The sequence below is a fragment of the Kitasatospora sp. NPDC001603 genome (genome assembly GCF_040298365.1).
Classification (GTDB): domain Bacteria; phylum Actinomycetota; class Actinomycetes; order Streptomycetales; family Streptomycetaceae; genus Kitasatospora.
Map to the genome: position 1 here is coordinate 13564 of NZ_JBEPAA010000004.1, position 18719 is coordinate 32282.

The 18719-nt window shown below is 75.2% G+C and carries 20 protein-coding genes; 12 read left to right on the forward strand and 8 right to left on the reverse strand.

The features are described from left to right. The first annotated feature begins 183 nt into the window (after positions 1-183). From ABT263_RS04120 to ABT263_RS04160, 9 genes are all read left to right on the forward strand, one after another. Complete coding sequence (locus tag ABT263_RS04120; RefSeq protein WP_352287269.1) at positions 184-1320, forward strand: ABC transporter ATP-binding protein; 1137 nt, start codon at positions 184-186, stop codon at positions 1318-1320. Continuing rightward, positions 1310-1978 (forward strand): ABC transporter permease, encoded by a 669-nt coding sequence (locus tag ABT263_RS04125; RefSeq protein WP_352287272.1) that lies wholly within the window; start codon positions 1310-1312, stop codon positions 1976-1978. The genes ABT263_RS04120 and ABT263_RS04125 overlap by 11 nt, the downstream gene beginning before the upstream one ends. Continuing rightward, complete coding sequence (locus ABT263_RS04130) at positions 1975-2670, forward strand: ABC transporter permease (RefSeq protein ID WP_352287275.1); 696 nt, start codon at positions 1975-1977, stop codon at positions 2668-2670. The genes ABT263_RS04125 and ABT263_RS04130 overlap by 4 nt, the downstream gene beginning before the upstream one ends. Before the next feature lie 68 nt (positions 2671-2738). Continuing rightward, positions 2739-3680 carry an ABC transporter substrate-binding protein gene (locus ABT263_RS04135; RefSeq protein ID WP_352287277.1) on the forward strand — a complete coding sequence of 314 codons (942 nt, stop codon included), beginning with the start codon at positions 2739-2741 and terminating at the stop codon, positions 3678-3680. Between the two features lie 222 nt (positions 3681-3902). Continuing rightward, positions 3903-4508 carry a hypothetical protein gene (locus ABT263_RS04140; RefSeq protein ID WP_352287280.1) on the forward strand — a complete coding sequence of 202 codons (606 nt, stop codon included), beginning with the start codon at positions 3903-3905 and terminating at the stop codon, positions 4506-4508. Positions 4509-4755: 247 nt separating this feature from the next. Next, complete coding sequence (locus tag ABT263_RS04145; protein WP_352287283.1) at positions 4756-4974, forward strand: hypothetical protein; 219 nt, start codon at positions 4756-4758, stop codon at positions 4972-4974. Between the two features lie 104 nt (positions 4975-5078). Beyond that, on the forward strand, positions 5079-5333 hold the full coding sequence (locus ABT263_RS04150) for a hypothetical protein (protein WP_352287285.1): 255 nt from the start codon (positions 5079-5081) through the stop codon (positions 5331-5333). A 458-nt stretch (positions 5334-5791) separates the two neighbouring features. Then, positions 5792-7846 carry a glycosyl hydrolase family 18 protein gene (locus ABT263_RS04155; protein WP_352287288.1) on the forward strand — a complete coding sequence of 685 codons (2055 nt, stop codon included), beginning with the start codon at positions 5792-5794 and terminating at the stop codon, positions 7844-7846. A gap of 145 nt (positions 7847-7991) precedes the next feature. Next, positions 7992-9191: a hypothetical protein gene (locus ABT263_RS04160; protein ID WP_352287290.1), complete on the forward strand. Its 1200-nt coding sequence runs from the start codon at positions 7992-7994 to the stop codon at positions 9189-9191. A gap of 60 nt (positions 9192-9251) precedes the next feature. Here ABT263_RS04160 and ABT263_RS04165 read toward each other — a convergent pair whose 3' ends face one another. From ABT263_RS04165 to ABT263_RS04185, 5 genes are all read right to left on the reverse strand, one after another. Further along, the gene (locus ABT263_RS04165) at positions 9252-10541 is read right to left on the reverse strand and encodes a multidrug effflux MFS transporter (protein WP_352287293.1); all 1290 of its coding nucleotides are present in this window, start codon (positions 10539-10541) and stop codon (positions 9252-9254) included. 131 nt (positions 10542-10672) lie between these two features. After that, entirely contained in the window at positions 10673-11155 is a 483-nt protein-coding gene (locus ABT263_RS04170; protein WP_352287296.1) for a hypothetical protein, read from the reverse strand. Positions 11156-11572: 417 nt separating this feature from the next. Further along, positions 11573-12379 (reverse strand): ATP-grasp domain-containing protein, encoded by an 807-nt coding sequence (locus ABT263_RS04175; RefSeq protein WP_352287298.1) that lies wholly within the window; start codon positions 12377-12379, stop codon positions 11573-11575. Then, on the reverse strand, positions 12376-12747 hold the full coding sequence (locus ABT263_RS04180; protein ID WP_352287301.1) for an ADP-ribosylation/crystallin J1: 372 nt from the start codon (positions 12745-12747) through the stop codon (positions 12376-12378). Before ABT263_RS04180 ends, ABT263_RS04175 begins: the two co-directional genes overlap by 4 nt. 83 nt (positions 12748-12830) lie before the next feature. Beyond that, positions 12831-14009 (reverse strand): acyl-CoA dehydrogenase family protein, encoded by a 1179-nt coding sequence (locus ABT263_RS04185; RefSeq protein ID WP_352287304.1) that lies wholly within the window; start codon positions 14007-14009, stop codon positions 12831-12833. Positions 14010-14129: 120 nt separating this feature from the next. Between ABT263_RS04185 and ABT263_RS04190 the strand changes: the two genes are divergently transcribed. Both ABT263_RS04190 and ABT263_RS04195 read left to right on the forward strand, forming a co-directional pair. After that, complete coding sequence (locus tag ABT263_RS04190; RefSeq protein WP_352287306.1) at positions 14130-14666, forward strand: GNAT family N-acetyltransferase; 537 nt, start codon at positions 14130-14132, stop codon at positions 14664-14666. A gap of 94 nt (positions 14667-14760) precedes the next feature. Further along, complete coding sequence (locus tag ABT263_RS04195; protein ID WP_352287308.1) at positions 14761-15081, forward strand: hypothetical protein; 321 nt, start codon at positions 14761-14763, stop codon at positions 15079-15081. A 23-nt stretch (positions 15082-15104) separates the two neighbouring features. Here ABT263_RS04195 and ABT263_RS04200 read toward each other — a convergent pair whose 3' ends face one another. Then, on the reverse strand, positions 15105-15413 hold the full coding sequence (locus tag ABT263_RS04200) for an AzlD domain-containing protein (RefSeq protein WP_329490460.1): 309 nt from the start codon (positions 15411-15413) through the stop codon (positions 15105-15107). After that, entirely contained in the window at positions 15413-16174 is a 762-nt protein-coding gene (locus tag ABT263_RS04205; protein WP_352287311.1) for an AzlC family ABC transporter permease, read from the reverse strand. Before ABT263_RS04205 ends, ABT263_RS04200 begins: the two co-directional genes overlap by 1 nt. Positions 16175-16243: 69 nt before the next feature. Here ABT263_RS04205 and ABT263_RS04210 point away from each other — a divergent pair, with 69 nt between their 5' ends. Then, positions 16244-16852 carry a helix-turn-helix domain-containing protein gene (locus ABT263_RS04210; protein ID WP_352287314.1) on the forward strand — a complete coding sequence of 203 codons (609 nt, stop codon included), beginning with the start codon at positions 16244-16246 and terminating at the stop codon, positions 16850-16852. A 32-nt stretch (positions 16853-16884) separates the two neighbouring features. On the opposite strand, the gene ABT263_RS04215 is transcribed toward ABT263_RS04210, so the two are convergent. Beyond that, a complete protein-coding gene (locus ABT263_RS04215; RefSeq protein ID WP_352287316.1) occupies positions 16885-18717 on the reverse strand; it encodes a cholesterol oxidase substrate-binding domain-containing protein in 1833 nt (610 codons plus the stop codon). Positions 18718-18719: the final 2 nt, after the last annotated feature.

The window sequence follows — 18719 nt, forward strand, 5'->3', positions numbered from 1 at the left end:
GTCTGATCGGAGTTTCCGCCGGTCCGATGCAGGGCAGCCACGCGGGCGGAAGAACGCCCGGGCAGTTGATCCGACGAAGGGCGGCCGCTTCACGGGCCGTCACTTGTCGACAAACCGCCACGACCGACAGACCGACACCATCGGCGCCACCACCGGGCGGCGCCGAGACAGAGGAAACTCCCCGTGATCAGATTCGACGGCGCCGGCAAGCGCCATCCCGACGGCACCATCGCCGTCGGGGGCCTGGACCTCGATGTGCCCACCGGCCGGACGACGGTGCTGGTCGGCCCGTCCGGCTGCGGCAAGACGACCCTGCTGCGCATGGTCAACCGGATGGTGGAGCCGACCTCGGGCCGGGTGCTCCTGGACGGCACGGACGTCGCCGAGCTGGAGCCGGCCAAGCTGCGCCGCGGCATCGGCTACGTGATCCAGCAGGCCGGCCTCTTCCCGCACCGCAAGGTGATCGACAACATCGCCACCGTCCCCTACCTGCTCGGCTGGGACAAGAAGCGGGCCCGGGCCCGGGCCGCCGAGCTGCTGGAGCTGGTCGGGCTCGCGCCCGAGACCGGCAAGCGGTACCCGTTCCAGCTCTCCGGCGGCCAGCAGCAGCGGGTCGGCGTGGCCCGGGCGCTGGCCGCCGATCCGCCGGTGCTGCTGATGGACGAGCCGTTCAGCGCCGTCGACCCGGTGGTGCGGGCCGGGCTCCAGGACGAGCTGCTGCGGCTGCAGTCCGAACTGCACAAGACGGTCCTCTTCGTCACGCACGACATCGAGGAGGCCATCCGGCTCGGCGACCAGGTCGTGGTGCTGCGCGAGCAGGGCCGGATCGCCCAGCTCGCCGACCCGCACACGCTGCTCACCGCGCCCGCCGACGCCGAGGTCGCCGCCTTCCTCGGCCGCGACCGCGGGCTGCGCGGGCTCGGCCTGCGCCCGGCCACCGCCGTCACCGTCCGCCCGGTGGCCGACGGACTGCGCTACGGCCGGTGGGAGTTGACGCTGGACGACGAGCGCCGCCCGATCGGCTGGATCGACCGGGACGCCCCGGCCGCCGCGCTGCACCCGGTCGCCGGGTACCACCCGCAGGCGGACACCCTGCGCTCCGCGCTGGACGCCGCCGTCCTCTCCCCCGCCGGGGTCGCGGTCGCCCTGGACGCCGAGGGCCGGGCCACCGGCACGGCGAGCCGGGAGGCCGTCCTGACCGCCCTGGCGGCCGCGCCCGCTCCCAGGGCCGAGGAGATAGCGATGGCCAAGGCCTACGACACGCCCGGGGCGGACGAAGTGGACGAGGACGCGACCGACGGAGCCACCGGTGGACGATGAACCGATCGTCCGGTGGTACTGGATCGGCGACCACCTCGGCTACCTGGGCGACCTGCTCGCCGACCACGCGGTGATCGCGCTGCTCCCGGTCCTGATCGGCCTGTTGCTGGCCGTCCCGCTCGGCCTGGCCTGCGCCCGCCACCCCCGGCTCTACCAGCCGCTGGCCGCCGTCTTCAACGTCGTCTACGCGCTGCCCTCGCTGGCGGTCTTCGTGGTGCTCATCCCCTACACCGGGCTGGCCACCCAGGCCACCGTGATGATCCCGCTGACCTTCTACGCGGTCGCCGTCCTGCTGCCCACCACCGTGGACGGCCTGCACGCCGTCCCCGACTCGGTCCGCCAGGCGGCCACCGCGATGGGCTACGGGCCGTGGCACCGGCTGACGGCCGTCGAACTGCCCGCCTCCGTGCCGTACCTGGTCGCCGGCCTGCGGGTCGCCGCGGTCTCCAGCATCTCGCTGGCGAGCGTCGGCGCCCTGGTCGGACGCGGCGGGCTGGGCTACCTCTTCATCGACGGCTTCCAGCGCACCTTCCCGACCCCGATCGTGGCCGGCATCGTGCTGATCGCCGCGCTGGCGCTGGCGGTGGACCTACTCCTGGTCGGCGCCCGGCGGGTGCTCGCGCCCTGGGCCGTCCGGGAGAAGGGGGCCGGCCGATGAACTGGCTCTCCTGGCTGGGGGACTTCTTCTCCTCCCCGGACCGCCGCAGCGGCCCGGACTCGATCGTGCACCGCGTGACCGAGCACCTGGTGCTCTCCGGCGAGGCCCTGCTCCTCGCGGCCCTGCTGGCCGTGCCGCTCGGCCTGCTGATCGGCTACACCGGCCGCGGCGCCACCGCCGTCACCTCGCTGGCCGGCGCCGCCCGTGCGCTGCCGACGCTCGGCCTGGTGACGCTCGCGGTGCTGCTCGCCGGGGTCGGCGACACGGCCGTGCTGGTCCCACTGGTCGCGCTCGCCGCGCCGCCGCTGCTGGTCGCCGCCGTGGAGGGGGTGCGCGGGACCGATCCGGACGTCCGGGACGCGGCGCGCGGCGTCGGGCTGACCCACCCGCAGGTGCTGCGGCAGGTCTGCCTGCCGTCCGCGCTGCCCACCCTGCTGGCCGGCTTCCGGACCGCGACCGTCCAGGTGGTCGCGACGGCCACGGTCGCCGCCTACGTCGGCCTCGGCGGGCTCGGCCGGTACGTGATGGACGGGCTGGCCACCCGGAACTACGCCGTGACGGTGGGCGGCGCGCTGCTCGTGGTGCTGCTCGCGGTCGGCGCCCAGCTGTTCTTCGCGCTGCTCGCCCGCTACGCGCTCCCGCCCGGGCTGCGCGCCCAGCGCCGCGCCCGCTCCTCGCGCGAGTCGCCCTGATCCGGCTCCGCAGGCTTGTCCCGCTCGTCCCACCGAGCATCTGCCGTCCCGAAAGGACACCAATCACCATGTCGACATCCGCACGCCGCCGAAGCGGCCGCCGGGCCCTGCTCCTCGGTACGGTCACCGCGCTCGCCCTCGGCGCCACCGCCTGCTCCTCCTCCGGCGGCGACCCGCTCGGCGGCGGCGCCTCGGCCCCGGCCGGCGCGACGACCGGTGGCTCGGGCTCGACCGTGGTGGTCGGCTCGGCCAACTTCCCCGAGAACGTGCTGCTCGGCTCGATCTACTCGCAGGCGCTGAAGGCCAAGGGCGTCAAGGTCGAGGAGAAGTTCAACATCGGCAGCCGCGAGGTGCTCTACGGGCAGCTCCAGAACGGCAGCCTGACCGTGCTGCCCGAGTACAACGGCGCGCTGCTCTCCTACCTCGGCGGCAAGCCGGCCGCGACCAAGGACGAGGTCAACGCCGAACTGGCGAAGACGCTGCCCGCCTCGCTGGCCATCCTGGACTCCTCGCCCGCCGAGGACAACGACACCCTGAGCATCAGCCAGGAGAGCGCCGACAAGTACCAGCTGAAGAGCATCGAGGACCTGGCCGCCAAGGCGGGCGAGTTCACCATCGGCGGCCCGCCGGAGTTCAAGACCCGCCAGGAGCAGCCGCTCAAGGACGTCTACGGGCTGACCTTCAAGGAGTGGAAGCCGACCGGCGAGACCACCGCCAACGCGATCAAGGACGGCTCGATCCAGGTCGGCAACGTCTTCTCCACCGACCCGAAGATCGCCCAGCTGAAGCTCGTCCCGCTGACCGACCCGAAGCACCTGTTCGGCGCGCAGAACATCACCCCGCTGGTGAACAAGACGGCCGTCGACGCCCCCGCCGTCGCCGCGCTGAACGCCGTGTCGGCCAAGCTCAGCACCGACGGCCTGGCGACGCTGATGAAGAAGGTCGCGGTGGACAAGGAGGACCCGTCCGCCGTGGCCAAGGAGTGGCTGAAGGCCAACGGCCTGAGCTGAGCCGGGCGGCCGGACGGCCCGACCGGCAGCCACAGCGGCCACGGCGGCCACGGCGGCCACGGCAGCCGGCGGACCGTACGCGCCGGGCCGACGGTACGAGCCGGCCGACCGTACGGCCGGTGACGGCACGCGGCGGCGGTCCGGGGGGCGACCCCCGGGCCGCCGCCGCTTCGCCGTCGGGGGATCTTCCCTTGAGCGGCGCGAACATGACAGTGTGGCGGAATGCGCACTCGTCTCCTCGCCGCCACCCTCACGGCGTTCGCCGCGGTGAGCCTGGCTGCCTGTTCGTCCGGCTCGGGTTCGGGCGGATCCGCGGCCGGCTCCCCCACCACCCCGGCCGCCGCCACCGCGTCCGCACCGGGCACCCCCGCCCCCGGCGGTACCGCCGACCCCTCGGGCACCGGCGCGCCGGCCACCCCGACCGCACCCGGCGCGCCCGCCACGGGCAGCCCCGACGGGCCCGCGCCGGGATCGACCCCGCCCGCCACCCCCGACGCCCCGGACGCCCCTGCCGCGTCGGCGCCGCCCAAGCCCGCGCCTCCGGCCGATGCCGGGCTGCCCGCCAAGCCGGGCTCGGCCGACGCCGCCAAGCTGGTCGCCGCGCTCGACGCGATCGACCCGGCGATCGTCGGCGGCAAGCCCGACGAGGCCGTCGACCGGGCCCGCAACCAGTGCCAGGCGATGTACCAGTTCCCCAAGGACCGGGCCAAGCTGGTCGAGCTGGTCAACCAGCGCTTCACCGCGCCCGACCACCCGCAGGGCTTCGGCGCCGAGAAGGCCGAGAAGATCATCGACGCCCTGCGCGCCACTCTCTGCCCGCCGGCCTGACGGCCCCGCACCACGGGCGGACCGCCCCGAGCCGCCCGGTGTCCTGAGCACCGGGCCCGCCGTGGCCGCGCGCAACGACCGGCGCGCGGCCACGGCACCAAGGCGGCGCGGCACCGCCCGGACCGCCCGCCGTGCGGCGGCGATTCCCGAACTGCCGTACGGGGCAGCGGTGCGACGGTGTACCGTCGCCACCAGGTGAGCCGGGAAGACTGGTCGGCATGATGCCGACGCCTGCCCGAGGAGCACCGTGGCCACCGAGCCGAACGCCGCCACCCCGTCCGCCGCGGCCGCCGCCGGGCGCGCCGAGCCCGCCGCGGACCGCCTCGGCCCGCTGGTCCGGGTCGACGGCCGCTGGATCCTGGGCGACCACCGGCAGCGGGCCCACCTCACCTTCGAGCCCGAGGGCCTGGTGCACCGCGTCGTGGGCCGGGAGCCGCACCTGGTGGCCTGGGACCGGCTGATGTAGCTGGGCGTGGCGGTCACCGCCGACCGGTTCTCCAGCTCCAGGGTCGGCGCGGCCTGCTGAGCAGGACCCCGGGCATCACCACCCACGGCTCGTGCCTGCGGGCCATGGTCCGGCACCCCTACGACATGTGGTCGGCCGGGTTCAGCCACCACCGCGCGTTCTACCCCTCCCGCGAGATCGTGCTCCTGGAGTCGCTGCTCGGCCTCGTCGTCGACCGGAAGCGGGCCGAGCTGCTGGGTGACGACGCCTGGCTGACCACCGCCGTCCGCGGGCTGGCGGCGCACCGCCCCGCCGTCCGGTGGCGCCGGCCGGACGGGGTCGCCGAGCTCGTCGACGAGCTACTCGCACAGGCGTCCTGAGACCCTCCCGACCACGGCGGCGGCCCTCCCGCCGAGCCGCGCCCCTGGGGCCGGTGGGGCTCCGGCGGCGCCGCCCACGCCGACCTGACGGTGCGTCCGGTGACCGCCCGACCCGTCCGCCGACGAACAGTTAGGACTCTTGACAGACGAGTGGTCTAGTCCAACCATAAGCATGTCGATCCGACCGGGATGCACTGTGGGGGTGTGACCACCGGCGGCTGAGGCATTGCCCTGCCCTGCTCCGCTCCACCCCCGACCCGCACGGCGCACGCCTGCCCACGCACTGTCGTCCGCCCGTCCGGGTGGCACGGGGGCTCCGTACGCCCACCCGCCGCACGCCCCCACCACATTCCGCAGCATCCGCTCCGCAGCGCTGACACCTGCGCGGTCCCACGGTTTCGCCGCGCAGCCCCGCTCTTCACCAACGTCCCGCCCCACCAAGTCTGTTGGAGAATTCCATGCGTCTACGCAGAACACTCCAGGCCGCCCTGACGGCCTGTGTCACACTGGCCGCGTCGGCCGGCCTGGTCGCCGTCGGGACGGCCTCGGCCGAAGCCGCCACCCCGCTGCCGACCCGGGTCTTCGCCCCGTACTTCGAGGCCTGGACGGGCGAGAGCCCGGCCGCGCTCGCCGCCCAGTCCGGCGCCAAGCACCTGACGATGGCGTTCCTCCAGGCCGCCACCAAGGGCTCCTGCACGCCGTACTGGAACGGCGACAGCTCGATGCCGGTCTCGCAGGCCACCTTCGGCGCGGACATCGCCACCATCCGGGCCAACGGCGGCGACGTGATCCCGTCGTTCGGCGGCTACACCGCCGACAACACCGGTACCGAACTGGCCGACAGCTGCACGGATGTCAACCAGATCGCGGCCGCCTTCGAGAACGTCATCACCACGTACGACATCAGCCGGATCGACCTGGACATCGAGGACAACTCGCTGACCAACACGGCCGGCATCGACCGCCGCAACAAGGCGATCAAGCTGGTGCAGGACTGGGCCGCCGCCAACGGCCGCTCGATCCAGTTCTCCTACACGCTGCCGACGACGACCAGCGGCCTCGCCTCCAGCGGCCTCGCGGTGCTGAAGAACGCCGTCACGAACAACGCCCGGATCGACGTCGTCAACCTGATGACCTTCGACTACTACGACAACGCCGCGCACGACATGGCCGCCGACACCCAGACCGCGGCGACCGGCCTCTACAACCAGCTGGCCAAGCTCTACCCGACCAGGACCCCGGCGCAGCTGTGGGGTTCCATCGGCGTCACCGAGATGGTCGGCATCGACGACTTCGGCCCGGCGGAGACCTTCACCGTCGCCAACGCGACCGCGGTGTACAACTGGGCGGTCTCGAAGGGCATCAACACGCTGTCGTTCTGGGCCCTCCAGCGCGACAACGGCGGCTGCCCGGGCACCGGCGGGCGGGACGACTGCTCCGGGATCAGCCAGGGCAAGTGGGACTTCAGCCACATCTTCTCCCAGTACACCAGCAGCACCCCGGTGGGCAACGACTTCTCGGTCGCGGTGAACCCGAACTCCGGCACCGTGGCGGCCGGTTCCGCCACCAGCGCGACGATCTCCACCGCCGTGACGGCCGGGTCCGCCCAGAGCGTCAACCTCACCGTCACCGGCGCCCCGGCCGGCGTCACCGCCACCGTCACCCCCGGCAGCGTCACCGCCGGTGGCACCGCCACCCTGAACATCACCACCACCGCCGCGACCGCCGCCGGGACCTACCCGCTGACGATCACCGGCAACGCCACCTCCGGCAGCCACACCAGCAGTTACTCGCTGAAGGTGACGAGCACCCAGCCCGGCAACGACTTCTCGGTCGCGGTGAACCCGAACTCCGGCACCGTGGCGGCCGGTTCCGCCACCAGCGCGACCGTCTCCACCGCCGTGACGGCCGGCTCCGCCCAGAGCGTCAACCTCACCGTCACCGGCGCCCCGGCCGGCGTCACCGCCACCGTCACCCCCGGCAGCGTCACCGCCGGTGGCACCGCCACCCTGAACATCACCACCACCGCCGCGACCGCCGCCGGGACCTACCCGCTGACGATCACCGGCAACGCCACCTCCGGCAGCCACACCGGCACCTACAACCTGACCGTCACCGGGGTCACCCCGCCCGGCGGCCTGGTGAACGGCGGCCTGGAGACGGGCAGCCTCGCCCCGTGGACCTGCCAGACCGGCGGCGCGGTGGTCGCCACCCCGGCCCACTCGGGCACCCACGCCCTGCAGGCCGCGGCCACCGCCGGCCAGACCGGCCAGTGCCAGCAGACCGTGACGCTGTCGCCCAACACCTCCTACACGCTGAGCGGTTGGGTCCAGGGCAGCTACGCCTACCTCGGCGTGAGCGGCGGCGCCACCGCCAGCACCTGGACGAACGCCTCCGGCTGGACCAAGCTGACCGTCCCGTTCACCACCGGCGCCTCCGGCACCGTGACGGTGTACCTGCACGGCTGGTACGGCCAGGGCAACGTCTTCGGCGACGACTTCGCCATCGCCTGATCCCGCCCGCGACACCCCACCGTCCCGTCGGGGGCGGCGCGACCTCCCGTCGCGCCGCCCCCGGCGGGCGTCCGTTCCACGAGCGGGACACGGCCGTCCCACCGCCCGCTCCCGGCCCATCAGTCATGTCATAGGATCACCGACCATGACGGACGGGGTGGGGACGACGGACAGCACGCGAACACCCGGCGGGGCTTCCCTCCCGCCACCGGCCGGAGCACCCGCCGGCCCACCGCAGGCCGATCCGTCGCAGCCCGGCCCACCCCGGACCGATCCCTCGCAGGCCGGTCCCTCGCAGGCCGCGCCCACCACCCGGGCGCCGTACGCCGGTGGCTCGCCGTACCTCGCCGGCCCCGCCGCCCCGCGGCAGCCCGACTGGGCGGCCATGGCCGAACAGCACGAGGAGGAGATCCGGCGCCGGAAGCGGCTGCGGGTGATCGCTGCCAGCGTGCTCGCGACCGCCCTGATCGGCGGGATGACGGCGACGGCGATCACGGTCTCCGGCAGGTCCCGGAACGACCACCCGACCGGCACCGCCACGCTCCGGCCCGGCCCCACCGCCGGCCCGACCGGCGCGGACACGGGCCCCACCACCGGGGCGCCACCGACCGCGCCGGCCACCGCGCCGACCGGCGCGCCCGACCCCACCGGCACCGCCTCCGGGAGCCCGACCCCCTCGCCCGGCAAGTCCGGCGGCAGGCCGAGCGGCACCGCCACCCCCGGCAAGCCCGGGGCGAGCGCCACCCAGGGCGCTCCCCCACCCGCCGCGCCCCCGGCCGTACCCCCCGCCGGTGCGCCCGCCCCGACGAGCGGCGCCCCGCGCGACCCGCTGACGGTCATCTCCGAGGCCGCGACGGACACCGCCCCGCTCGACCCGGCCTCCCTGTTCGCCGCCCCGAGCCTCACCGCGGGCGGCCGCACCTGGACCCGGATCGCCACCAGCAGCACGGACACCTGCTGGCAGGCCACCACCGGCGGCCTCGGCGACGTGGCGAGCGGCCAGTCCTGCCGCAAGCTGCTGCGCGCCACGTACACCTCCGGCGACAGCGCGGTCACCGTCGGGGTCGCCGTCTTCGACCACAAGCCGCAGGCGGACGCCGTCGGCCAGGCCCACAAGGGCCAGATCCAGGGGCTGACCACACCCGACGGCATCGCCTGGTGCGTGACCACGGGCTGCGCCAACACCCACACCACGATCGGCCGTTACGGCTACTACACCGTCTCGGGCACCTACCGCCCCGGCGGCACCACCCAGGACGCCGCCGCGACCGCGGCCGGCCCCGAGCTGGCCGCCTACGCCCGCACCCGCCTGCTCGCCCGCGGCCAGGCCGCCGTCGGCGTCTGACCCGACGGCGCGGCGGGCCGGCGGCGGCCCGGGCCGGCGTCGAGGTCCGACGCGCCCCCGCTACCCGGCCACCGCAGGGCGGCGGGGGCGGCAGAGCGCGAGGTAGGCGACGGCGGAGAGGGCGGCACAGCCGAGGACGACCGCCGCGAGGAGCACCGCCGACGGCGTACCACCGAGGCTGCTGAGCGGCGCGACCAGGGCGCCGCAGAGGAACGTGCCGGTGCCGATGAGGGCGGAGGCCGAGCCGGCGGACTGCGGGGGGACCAGGCTGAGCGCCTGGGCGGCCGAGTTCGGGAGGATCACGCCGAGACTGCCCATCAGGACGAAGAGCGCCGGGCAGATCCCGGCCAGGCCGAGGTCCCAGACCGCGGTGAGCAGGACGAGCGCCACCCCCGCGGCGACCGCCGTGCCGAGGCCGGCCAGCATCAGCGCGCCGGGAGTGAACCGGCGGGCGAGCACCCGCCCGTTCAGCTGGGTGACGCCCACGATGGCGAGCGAGTTGAGGCCGAACAGCAGGCTGTAGGTCTGCGGCGAGACGTGGTACACGTGCTGGAGCACCACCGAGGAGCCGCTGATGTAGCCGAACAGCGAGCCGAAGGCGAAGGTGCTGGTCAGGACGAGGCCCAGGAAGGGCAGGTTCCGCAGCAGCCCCTTCATGGTGCGCAGCGTGGCCACGAGCCCGCCGCCGTGCCGGTCGGCGGGCGGCAGGGTCTCGCGCAGGGCCGCGAAGGCGATCAGGGTGAGCAGCAGGCCGAGTGCGGTGAGGGCGCCGAAGGTGCCGCGCCAGGAGGTGACGCGGAGCAGCTGGGCGCCGACGACCGGGGCGAGGATCGGGGCGAGGCCGGATATCAGGCTGATCGAGGCGAGGAAGCGGAGCATCGCGACGCCCTCGAAGCGGTCCCGGGCGACGGCGCGGCCGATGACCAGGCCGGCCGCACCGGCCGCGCCCTGCACGAAGCGGGCCGCGATCAGCACCGGCAGGGTGGGCGCGAGCACGCACAGCACGCTGGCCAGGGTGTAGACCACCAGGCCGACGAGCAGCGGCGGGCGGCGGCCGAAGCGGTCGCTGAGCGGTCCGAAGATCAGCTGGCCGGCGGCGACCCCGAACATCGAGAAGGTCAGGGTGAGCTGGACGGCGGCCGGCTCGGCGGCGAAGTCGTCGGCGATCGCCGGGAGGCCGGGCAGGTAGAGGTCGGTGGTGAGCGGGCCGAGGGCGACCAGACCGCCGAGCACGGCGACGGTGCCGCGCCCCGGGGCGGCGGCGGTCCGGCCGCGCCCGGTGGCCCGGGCCGCGGGGGCGGTCGACGTCTCGCCGGTGGGGCCGGCGGGACCGACGGTCGGACCAGGCATGGGGCTCCTCGGGGGCGGGCGCTGGATTGTCCTCGCTCCGTCCTACCCCAGCGGCCCGGCGGGGCGACACCCGGGGTGGGCCGCGCGGCCCACTCCCGCCCCCGGTGCCCGCCCGCCTGGCGCCCGGCTCCTCAGTGCTTGGCGGCCGACTGCGCGCGCAGGGCGGCCTGCACGGCGGCCCCGTCCTGCCAGGCGTAGAGCTGGTTGCCGGTCAGGGTGACGTTGTACTGCCCGCACGAGCCGGTGATCTTCGAGGAGACGCCCTGCGGGAACCAGCCGGCCTTCAGCGCGGCCGGCACCGGGTGGACGGCCCTGCCCGGCTGGGCCGTGACACAGCCGGCCGGCAGCCGCCCGTCGGGCAGGGTGGCGCGCAGCAGGCGGTCGTCGCCGGTGGTCGACATCAGGTACTGGACGGTGGAGGCGTTGTCGGGCAGCCAGGACGGTACCGACTGCCGGTCGGCCTTGGCCGCGCTGCCGGAGCTGTAGCTGGCCTGCTCCTGGTGGCGGCCGTCGTACCAGTCGGAGACCCGCGGGCCGACCGCCACGGTGGCGACGGCGACGGCCATGCCCGTACCTGCGACTCCGAGCGCGACCTTGCTCACGATGCCGTTCATGCCCGCCCTGCCCTCTCCCTGTTCGGTCCGGTACCCGGTGCCCGGCGCTCCGCGTCGGTGCCCGGTCCACCGGGGTGTCTCCATCCTGACCCGCCATGGGCTGCCGTGGCGTCACCACCAGGTCGCGACCGTCCCTCCGACCTGGGGGTACCGTCTCCACCTTCAGGGGTACACGCGGCCCCGTCGTCTCGGGGTTCACCCCCGACAGGGCGGTGCGGACGGGCCGTTCAGAGGCCGCCGGGGGGCGGCTCCCCGCCGGCGCGGGCACGGCGACCGGGAACGGCCGGCCGTCCAGAGTCCCGTGCGGGTCGATCGGCCGGCCGGGGGAGGCGTACACCTGGACGGGGACGTCCGGGTGCCGGATCTCCCCGGTGGGCGGGGCGGCGGGGACCGGACCGCGGGACCGGACCGCGGGCCTCAGTCCGGCCCGGCGCCAGCCCGGACGAACCGCCGGTCGGCGGACCGCAGCGCCGCGACCGGTCCGGCCGCCCGCAGCACCACGTCCAGCATCCGGGCCGGGTCGGCCGTGTAGGAGTGCGCGAACCACGGCATGTTCGCCTCGACGACGGCCCAGCGCTCGGCCGGGCCGTACGGGTCGAGCAGCGGGCCGACGTCCAGCGCCACCGCGCTGGGCAGGCCGTCCCCGGCGGCGGCCAGCAGGCGGTGGCCGAAGCCGACGGCCTCCTCGGACACCGGCCCCGGGTCCAGCCGGCCGAAGCGGGCGTAGCGGCTGCCGGCGACCACCTCGCCGTCCAGGACGAAGAGCCGGTACTCGGACCCGAACGTCACCGGGTCGCTGACCAGGACGGGCGTGTCCGGTCCGATCCGCTCGCCGTGCCGGGGCAGCCGGGAGCCGTCGGCGTAGACGGCCGGCGGGAGGGACTTGTCGGCGGGCGGCTTCACGAAGGCCGGGCCGCGCAGCGTCCAGGCCTCGGCGAGGGTGGTCAGCTCGATCCGCCGGCCGGTGAACTCCTCGGGCAGCCGGGCCAGCCAGTCGTCCGCCGGTTCCAGCAGGGCGAGGCCGAGCCGGTCGGCGATCCGGGCGCCGGCGAGCGGGCCGCCGAACCAGTGGACCGGGCACCCGGCGAGCCGGTCGAGGACATCGGGACCGGTGAGCCGGACGGTCGGCAGGCCGCGCGCGGCGGCGGCCTCGGCGAGCAGGACGGTCGTCCCGGTCTGCCGGGCCGGGGTGAGCAGCACGGACGCGCCCGGTACGGCCGTCACGGCCGCGGCCGGAACTCGTGGACGACCTCGATGCGGCCGACGATGTGCCGGTTGAACTCCGCCAGCTCGTCGGCGGGCACCCAGAGTTCGAGGATGGTCCGGCCGCCGGCCTGCCGGACGGGGTAGCGGGCCAGGAAGGCGGTGTCGACCTCGAAGCGGGTGACGTAGCCGACGCCGGACGCGGGCACGTTCCAGTCCCGGGCGATCCGGATCGCGTAGTCCTCGTTCAGCACCGGGTAGAAGATCGGCTGGTCCGGCAGCCGGGGCGGCCAGGCCCGCCGGTCCGCCGCCTCGACCAGGGCCAGCTCCTCGGGCCCGGTGGGCCGCCAGAGGGTGGTGGTCGCGGGGGTGGGGGTCGGTCCGTTCATGGGAGCCGACGGTAGCCGGGCCGCCGCCGGCCCGGCCACCGGATTCCGGGCGGCGGGCCGGGGCGGCGGCCCCTGGGCGGCCGTCAGCGGTACGCCGACTCCCCGGTGATGGCCTCGCCGAGGACCAGGGTGTGGATCTCGCTCGTCCCCTCGTAGGTGAGCACCGACTCCAGGTTGTTGGCGTGCCGCAGCACCGGGTACTCGGTGGTGATGCCGTTGGCGCCGAGGACCGTCCGGGCGCTGCGGGCGATCTCCAGCGCGGCGCGCACGTTGTTGAGCTTGCCGAAGCTGATGTGCGCCGGGCGGGCGGCCCCCTCGTCCTTGAGCCGGCCGATCCGCAGGGCGACCAGGTACGCCTTCTCCACCTCCAGCATCATCTCGACCAGCTTCTGCTGGGTGAGCTGGAAGCCGGCGATCGGGCGCTCGAACTGCACCCGGCTCCCGGCGTAGTCGAGGGCGGTGGTGTAGCAGTCGCGGGCGGCGCCGACGGTGCCCCAGAGGATCCCGTAGCGGGCCTCGCCCAGCGAGGAGAGCGGCCCGCGCAGTCCGGTGACGCCGGGCAGCACGGCGTCGGCGGGCAGCACGACCTCGTCGAAGACCAGCTCGCTGGTGACCGAGGCGCGCAGCGACAGCTTGCCGTGCACGTCGGTGGCGGTGAACCCGGGGGTGCCGGGCTCGACCAGGAAGCCCCGGACGCCGTCCTCGGTCTGCGCCCAGACCACCGCGACGTCCGAGACGCTGCCGTTGGTGATCCACATCTTGGAGCCGGAGAGCACCCAGTCGCCGCCCCTGCGGCGGGCCCGGGTGCGCATGTTGGCCGGGTCGGAGCCGAAGTCCGGTTCGGTGAGGCCGAAGCAGCCGATGAGTTCGCCGGCGGCCATGCCCGGCAGCCAGCGCCGCTTCTGCTCCTCGGAGCCGTAGGCGTGGATCGAGCGCATCGCGAGCGAGCCCTGGACGGAGACGAAGCTGCGCAGGCCGGAGTCGGCGGCCTCCAGCTCCATGCAGGCGACCCCGTAGGCGACGGCCGTGGAGCCGGTGCAGCCGTAGCCGTCGAGGTGCATGCCGAGCACGCCGAGGGCGCCCAGTTCGGGGGCGAGTTCGCGGGCCGGGAAGACCCCGCGCTCGAACCAGTCGCCGATGTGCGGGCGGATCCGCTCGTCGGCGAACTTCCGCACGGTGTCGCGGATCAGCCGCTCCTCGTCGGTCAGCAGGTCACCGACGGCGAGCAGGTCGGCCGGGTCGATCCGGGTCGGCTTCGCCATGGCAGCTCCTTGTAGTCTCGGCGGGCACCGGGCCGGGCCGGAGAAGGGGTGTCGGCCGCGGCGGGTACCGGCGAGTATTCCGTACGGAGCGGGCCTCCGGACGAGGGCGAGGGAGTGAGCATGTACACAATTGAACGGCTGACGGCGGACGCGCTGCTCGACTCGGCGGAGCAGCTGGCCGCGCTGCTGGCGGACACCGTCGCGGACGGCTCCTCGCTGGGCTTCCTCGCCCCGCTCGACCCCGCCGAGGCGACCGCCTGGTGGCGGGCGCTGGCTCCCGAGGTCGAGGCCGGGCGACTGCTGCTCTGGGTGGCCCGCGCCGACGCGGACGGCCGGATCGCCGGGACGGTCCAGCTGCGGCCGGCGGTCACCGCGAACGGCCGGCACCGCGGCGAGGTCGCCAAGTTGATGGTCCGCCGGGCGGACCGCGGCCAGCGGCTGGCCGGGCGGCTGCTGGCGGCGCTGGAGGCGGCGGGCACCGGGCACGGCCTGCGGCTGCTGGTGCTGGACACCGAGACGGGCAGCCCCGCCGAGCGGATGTACGGGGCGGCGGGCTGGACCAGGGTGGGGACCATTCCCGGCTACGCGACCGACCCGGCGGGTGAACTCCACCCGACCACCGTCTTCTTCAAGGCCCTCCCGGCCGCCGCCACCTGACGGGCCCTCCCCGTCCGGCGGACTCCTCCCGACCGCCACCCCCTAGGATGATCGTTTCAGCGGGGCGGACGGGAATCCGAACGAGGGGTGGGGCATGACGCGCTGGGCACTGGTCGTCCAGGAGACCGAAGGGGTCGGCAACGACCGGATCTGGGGCACCAAGGTGCTGGCAGAGACCGAGGGCAGCCGCGAGGAGGCGCTCGCCGAACTCCGGCGGCTCGTCCCGTCGTACACCCCGCAGCACCCGTTCAACAGCCGCCGGCGCACCCTGCTCCGGGACGGTGACACCTATCTGCTGATCTCCCAGGGCAGCATGCGGGACTACCACTGCGTGTTCCGGGTGTGGGAGCTGCTCTGGGACAGCGAGCGGCCCGAGATCCAGCAGGAGCGCCTGGGCAACGCCGCGCAGGGCTGAGCCGGCCGGTCCGGACGCCCGTCTCAGGCGACTCCGCAGAGCCGCAGCAGCGCGGTGGTAGCGGCCCCCGCCACCACGACGAGCGGGAACGGCGCACGGCGCAGCGCGAGCAGCCCGGCCACCAGGACGCCGGACGGCCGGGCCCAGCCGGCGAAGCCGTGGCCCTGGGTGAGGGCGCCGGTGGCGACCAGCGCGACCAGCAGGACGGCGGCGGCCACCGCGAGCAGGTGGCGCAGCCGGTCGGAGAGGGTGAAGCGGTCGCCGAGGGCCGGGCCGGCGAGGCGGAACGCGTAGGTGCCGGCGGCGAGCAGGAGGACGGCGAGCAGTGGCATCAGTGGACTCCCTCGGCGGCGGGTGCGGGGCGCGGCGCGGCGGGGCCCTGGGCAGCCGTGCTCGGGGCGGCCGGCTCCGGAGCGTTCGGCCGGCCGGCCCCCGGCCCGGCGAACAGCAGGCCGAGCAGGGCCAGCAGCACCGGCAGGCCGGCCGGCAGGTACGGGGTGGCGGCGACCGCGACCACGGCTCCGGCCAGCGCGGCGGCCCGGGTCCGCCGGTCGGTGAGCGAGGGCAGCACCAGGGCGAGCAGGACGGCCGGGAAGGCGGCGTCGAGGCCGAGGGCGCCGGTGTCGCCGATGAGGCCGCCGGCCAGCGCGCCGACTACCACGGAGGCGTTCCAGACCACGAACAGCGCCACGCCGCAGACCCAGAACGCGGCGCGACGCCGGCGCCGGTCGGACTGGAGCAGGGCGAAGGCCGCCGACTCGTCGGTGAGCAGTTGGGCGCCGAGCAGCCGCCGCCACCACGGGCCGTCGAGCACGTCGGAGACGGTGAAGCCGAAGGGCAGCAGTCGGGCGTTGAGCACCAGGCCGGTGGCGACGGCGGCGAGCGCGCCGCCGCCGGAGAGCACCACGCCGACGGCGGCGAACTGGGCACCGCCGGCGAAGACGAACACCGACATGGCGATCGGCAGCCAGAGCGGCAGGCCGCCGGAGACACTGATGGCACCGAAGGAGGCGCCGACCAGGGCGTCGGCGACGCAGACCAGGGCGATGTCCCGCAGCGTGGCACGGTCGAGTGTTCGGAGGAGCGAACGCATGTCCAGTAGAGTGAACCCGAAGGCTGTCGTTCGTCAAGGCGAACGCCCGGACGTGTGGAGCGAACGCGGATGAGTGCGAACACCGGGTCCCGCGGCGCGGGCGACGGAGCCGGGGGGCCGGGCGCGGCCGGCTCGGAGCTGATCGGGCTGATCGCCGCGTCCATCCGGCGCGAACGCGAGCGGGCCGGTCTCTCCATGGCCGAGCTGGCCCGCCGGGCCGGGATCGCCAAGTCGACGCTCTCCCAGCTGGAATCGGCCGCGGGCAATCCGAGCGTGGAGACGCTCTGGGCGCTCGGCGTCGCGCTGGACGTGCCGTTCAGCCGGCTGGTCGACCCGCCGCGACCGGTGGTGCGGGTGATCCGGGCCGGCGAGGGGCCGGTCACCCACTCCGAGCGGGCCGACTACGCCGCCACCCTGCTGGCCTCCTGCCCGCCCAACGCCCGCCGGGACGTCTACCGGATCGAGGCGCAGCCGGGCGAGGCCCGGGCCTCCGACCCGCACATGCCCGGCACGGTGGAGCACGTGGTGCTCAGCGCCGGGCGGGCCCTGGTCGGCCCGCCGGCGGAGCCGGTCGAACTCCACCCGGGCGACTACGTCAGCTACCCCGGGGACGCCCCGCACATCTTCCGCGCCCTCGCGCCGGACACCGTCGCGGTCATGGTCATGGAGCACGTGTAGGACCCGGTCGGCGGAGGACCGGGGCCCGGGCGTCAGACCGTCAGCAGGGTGTCCAGGAAGGCGTTCCCGAAGACCCGGTGCGGGTCGTGGCGGTCCAGTACGGCGACCGCCTCGTCCCAGCCGGGGCCGCCGCCGTCGCGCAGGCTGGCCGGGACGACCCGGCCGAGCACGTCCGGGTCGGCCCAGGCGGCGTCCTCGGTGTACGCCCAGCCCTTGGACCACTCGACCCGCAGACCGGCCCGGGTGCCGTCGAAGGTCCGGAGCAGGAACCGTTCGAGGTCGCGGGCGAAGCGGTGCAGGCCGGGGGTGCCGGGGAGGCTGAGGACGTCCAGCCAGACGGCGGTGTCCCAGTCGGGGCGGTCGGGGCGCGGGCGCAGGGCGGAGAGCAGCGGCGGCCGGGCGCCGGGGACGCCGCTGGCGGCCGGGTCGTCCAGGCCGGTGACCCGGATCTCCACCGCGCCGTTGACCGGGAACTCCCCGCGCGCCTGGTACTCGGCGAGCAACTGCCGGTAGTAGGCGGCGAACTCGGACACCACCCACTGGAGGTCGGCCCGCCGGGCGAGCACGGCGTAGCCGTTGGCGGTGACCCGCAGGGTGGTCGGGCGGACGTACTGCAGCAGGGTGCGGGAGGGGCCCCAGAGGTCGGAGCGCAGGCCGCCGGCGAGCAGGTGGGTGAGGAGTTCGCCGGAGAGCAGCTCGCGGAGCACCCCGCCGGAGAGCAGCACGTCGGTGAGGTCCCCGGTGAGGGCCACCTTGGCGACCAGGTACTGGAGCTGGCCGAAGAGCGGGGCCGACCCCCAGGCTCCGGCGACGAGTTGGCCGGCGAGGCGGGCGACCGGCTCCGGGATGCTGTCGGAGAACGGGTAGTTGTAGGGCTCGTCGACGGTGCGGGAGCCGAGCGGGCGCTGCGGCGCGACGCTCCAGGTCTTCAGCCAGGGGAACTCGGTGCAGGCGAACCAGATCACCTCGGCGCGCCCCGCGCGGTCGACGAAGTCGGCGAGGGTGCGCGGGCGGCCGAAGATGCCGCCCGGGGTGCCCGGGCGGGCGAACAGCTCGGTCGCCGGGATGTCCAGCCGGCTGACGCAGCGCAGCGGCACGTCCGGGCCGGCCCGGAGCACCACCTCGGTGACGAAGGCCCGGCCCAGGTGGACCAGGAACGCGGCGCTGTCGGCCTCGGAGCGCTCGAAGGTGCGCAGCGCGTAGCGGTCGGTGGCCGGGTCGTGGACGACGGCGGTGAGCCGGACGACCTGGTTGCTGACCGAGCCGTAGCCGTGGCCGTCCGGGCGGAGCTCGCCGGCGGCCGGGACGGCGGTGCCGTGACCGCCGATGGCGAGCACGCCGCCGACGGTGAGTTCGCCGGGCGCGGGGCAGTTGGCGACGCCGAGGCCGCGGCCGGCCAGGTGGGCGAGCAGGCTCTCCATGGTGGCGCCGGTCTGCGCCCGGACGGTGGTCGGCGAGTCGGCGGTGAGCGCGGTGAGGTGGCGGGTGGTGTCCAGCAGCAGGACGCGGGCGGAGCCGGGGGTGTCGTCGGCGACGGTGAGCGGCGCCCAGGTGTGCCGGTAGCCCTGGGCGCGCAGCCGCCAGCCGTGGGCGCGTGCCCAGTCGGCGAGCGGCGGGACCTCCTCGGGGGTCCGCGGGGCACAGGTCCAGAGCTGGTCGGTGCGGACCTCGCCGGACCAGTTCTGGTAGACGCGCTGGTACAGCTCGGTGCCGACGGGCAGTTCGGGCGGCACCGGGACGGCGGCCCGCGCGCTGTCCGGCCCGATCGTGCCGCGCAGCAGCCAGCCGGCCGTGCCGAGGGCCGCCGAGGCGCCGAGCAGCTCCCGCCTGCTCAGCCCGTCCCGGTCGCGCCGTGTTGCCGCCATGT

Excerpts from the sequence above, each read along its gene's own strand:
- ABT263_RS04170 (WP_352287296.1), bottom strand. The coding sequence starts at position 11,155 with ATGAACGGCATCGTGAGCAAGGTCGCGCTCGGAGTCGCAGGTACGGGC.
- ABT263_RS04200 (WP_329490460.1), bottom strand. The coding sequence starts at position 15,413 with ATGCCACTGCTCGCCGTCCTCCTGCTCGCCGCCGGCACCTACGCGTTC.
- ABT263_RS04185 (WP_352287304.1), bottom strand. The coding sequence starts at position 14,009 with ATGGCGAAGCCGACCCGGATCGACCCGGCCGACCTGCTCGCCGTCGGT.
- ABT263_RS04215 (WP_352287316.1), bottom strand. The coding sequence starts at position 18,717 with ATGGCGGCAACACGGCGCGACCGGGACGGGCTGAGCAGGCGGGAGCTG.
- ABT263_RS04190 (WP_352287306.1), top strand. The coding sequence starts at position 14,130 with ATGTACACAATTGAACGGCTGACGGCGGACGCGCTGCTCGACTCGGCG.
- ABT263_RS04160 (WP_352287290.1), top strand. The coding sequence starts at position 7,992 with ATGACGGACGGGGTGGGGACGACGGACAGCACGCGAACACCCGGCGGG.
- ABT263_RS04205 (WP_352287311.1), bottom strand. The coding sequence starts at position 16,174 with ATGCGTTCGCTCCTCCGAACACTCGACCGTGCCACGCTGCGGGACATC.
- ABT263_RS04180 (WP_352287301.1), bottom strand. The coding sequence starts at position 12,747 with ATGAACGGACCGACCCCCACCCCCGCGACCACCACCCTCTGGCGGCCC.
- ABT263_RS04140 (WP_352287280.1), top strand. The coding sequence starts at position 3,903 with ATGCGCACTCGTCTCCTCGCCGCCACCCTCACGGCGTTCGCCGCGGTG.
- ABT263_RS04150 (WP_352287285.1), top strand. The coding sequence starts at position 5,079 with ATGGTCCGGCACCCCTACGACATGTGGTCGGCCGGGTTCAGCCACCAC.
- ABT263_RS04130 (WP_352287275.1), top strand. The coding sequence starts at position 1,975 with ATGAACTGGCTCTCCTGGCTGGGGGACTTCTTCTCCTCCCCGGACCGC.
- ABT263_RS04165 (WP_352287293.1), bottom strand. The coding sequence starts at position 10,541 with ATGCCTGGTCCGACCGTCGGTCCCGCCGGCCCCACCGGCGAGACGTCG.
- ABT263_RS04155 (WP_352287288.1), top strand. The coding sequence starts at position 5,792 with ATGCGTCTACGCAGAACACTCCAGGCCGCCCTGACGGCCTGTGTCACA.
- ABT263_RS04135 (WP_352287277.1), top strand. The coding sequence starts at position 2,739 with ATGTCGACATCCGCACGCCGCCGAAGCGGCCGCCGGGCCCTGCTCCTC.
- ABT263_RS04210 (WP_352287314.1), top strand. The coding sequence starts at position 16,244 with ATGAGTGCGAACACCGGGTCCCGCGGCGCGGGCGACGGAGCCGGGGGG.
- ABT263_RS04195 (WP_352287308.1), top strand. The coding sequence starts at position 14,761 with ATGACGCGCTGGGCACTGGTCGTCCAGGAGACCGAAGGGGTCGGCAAC.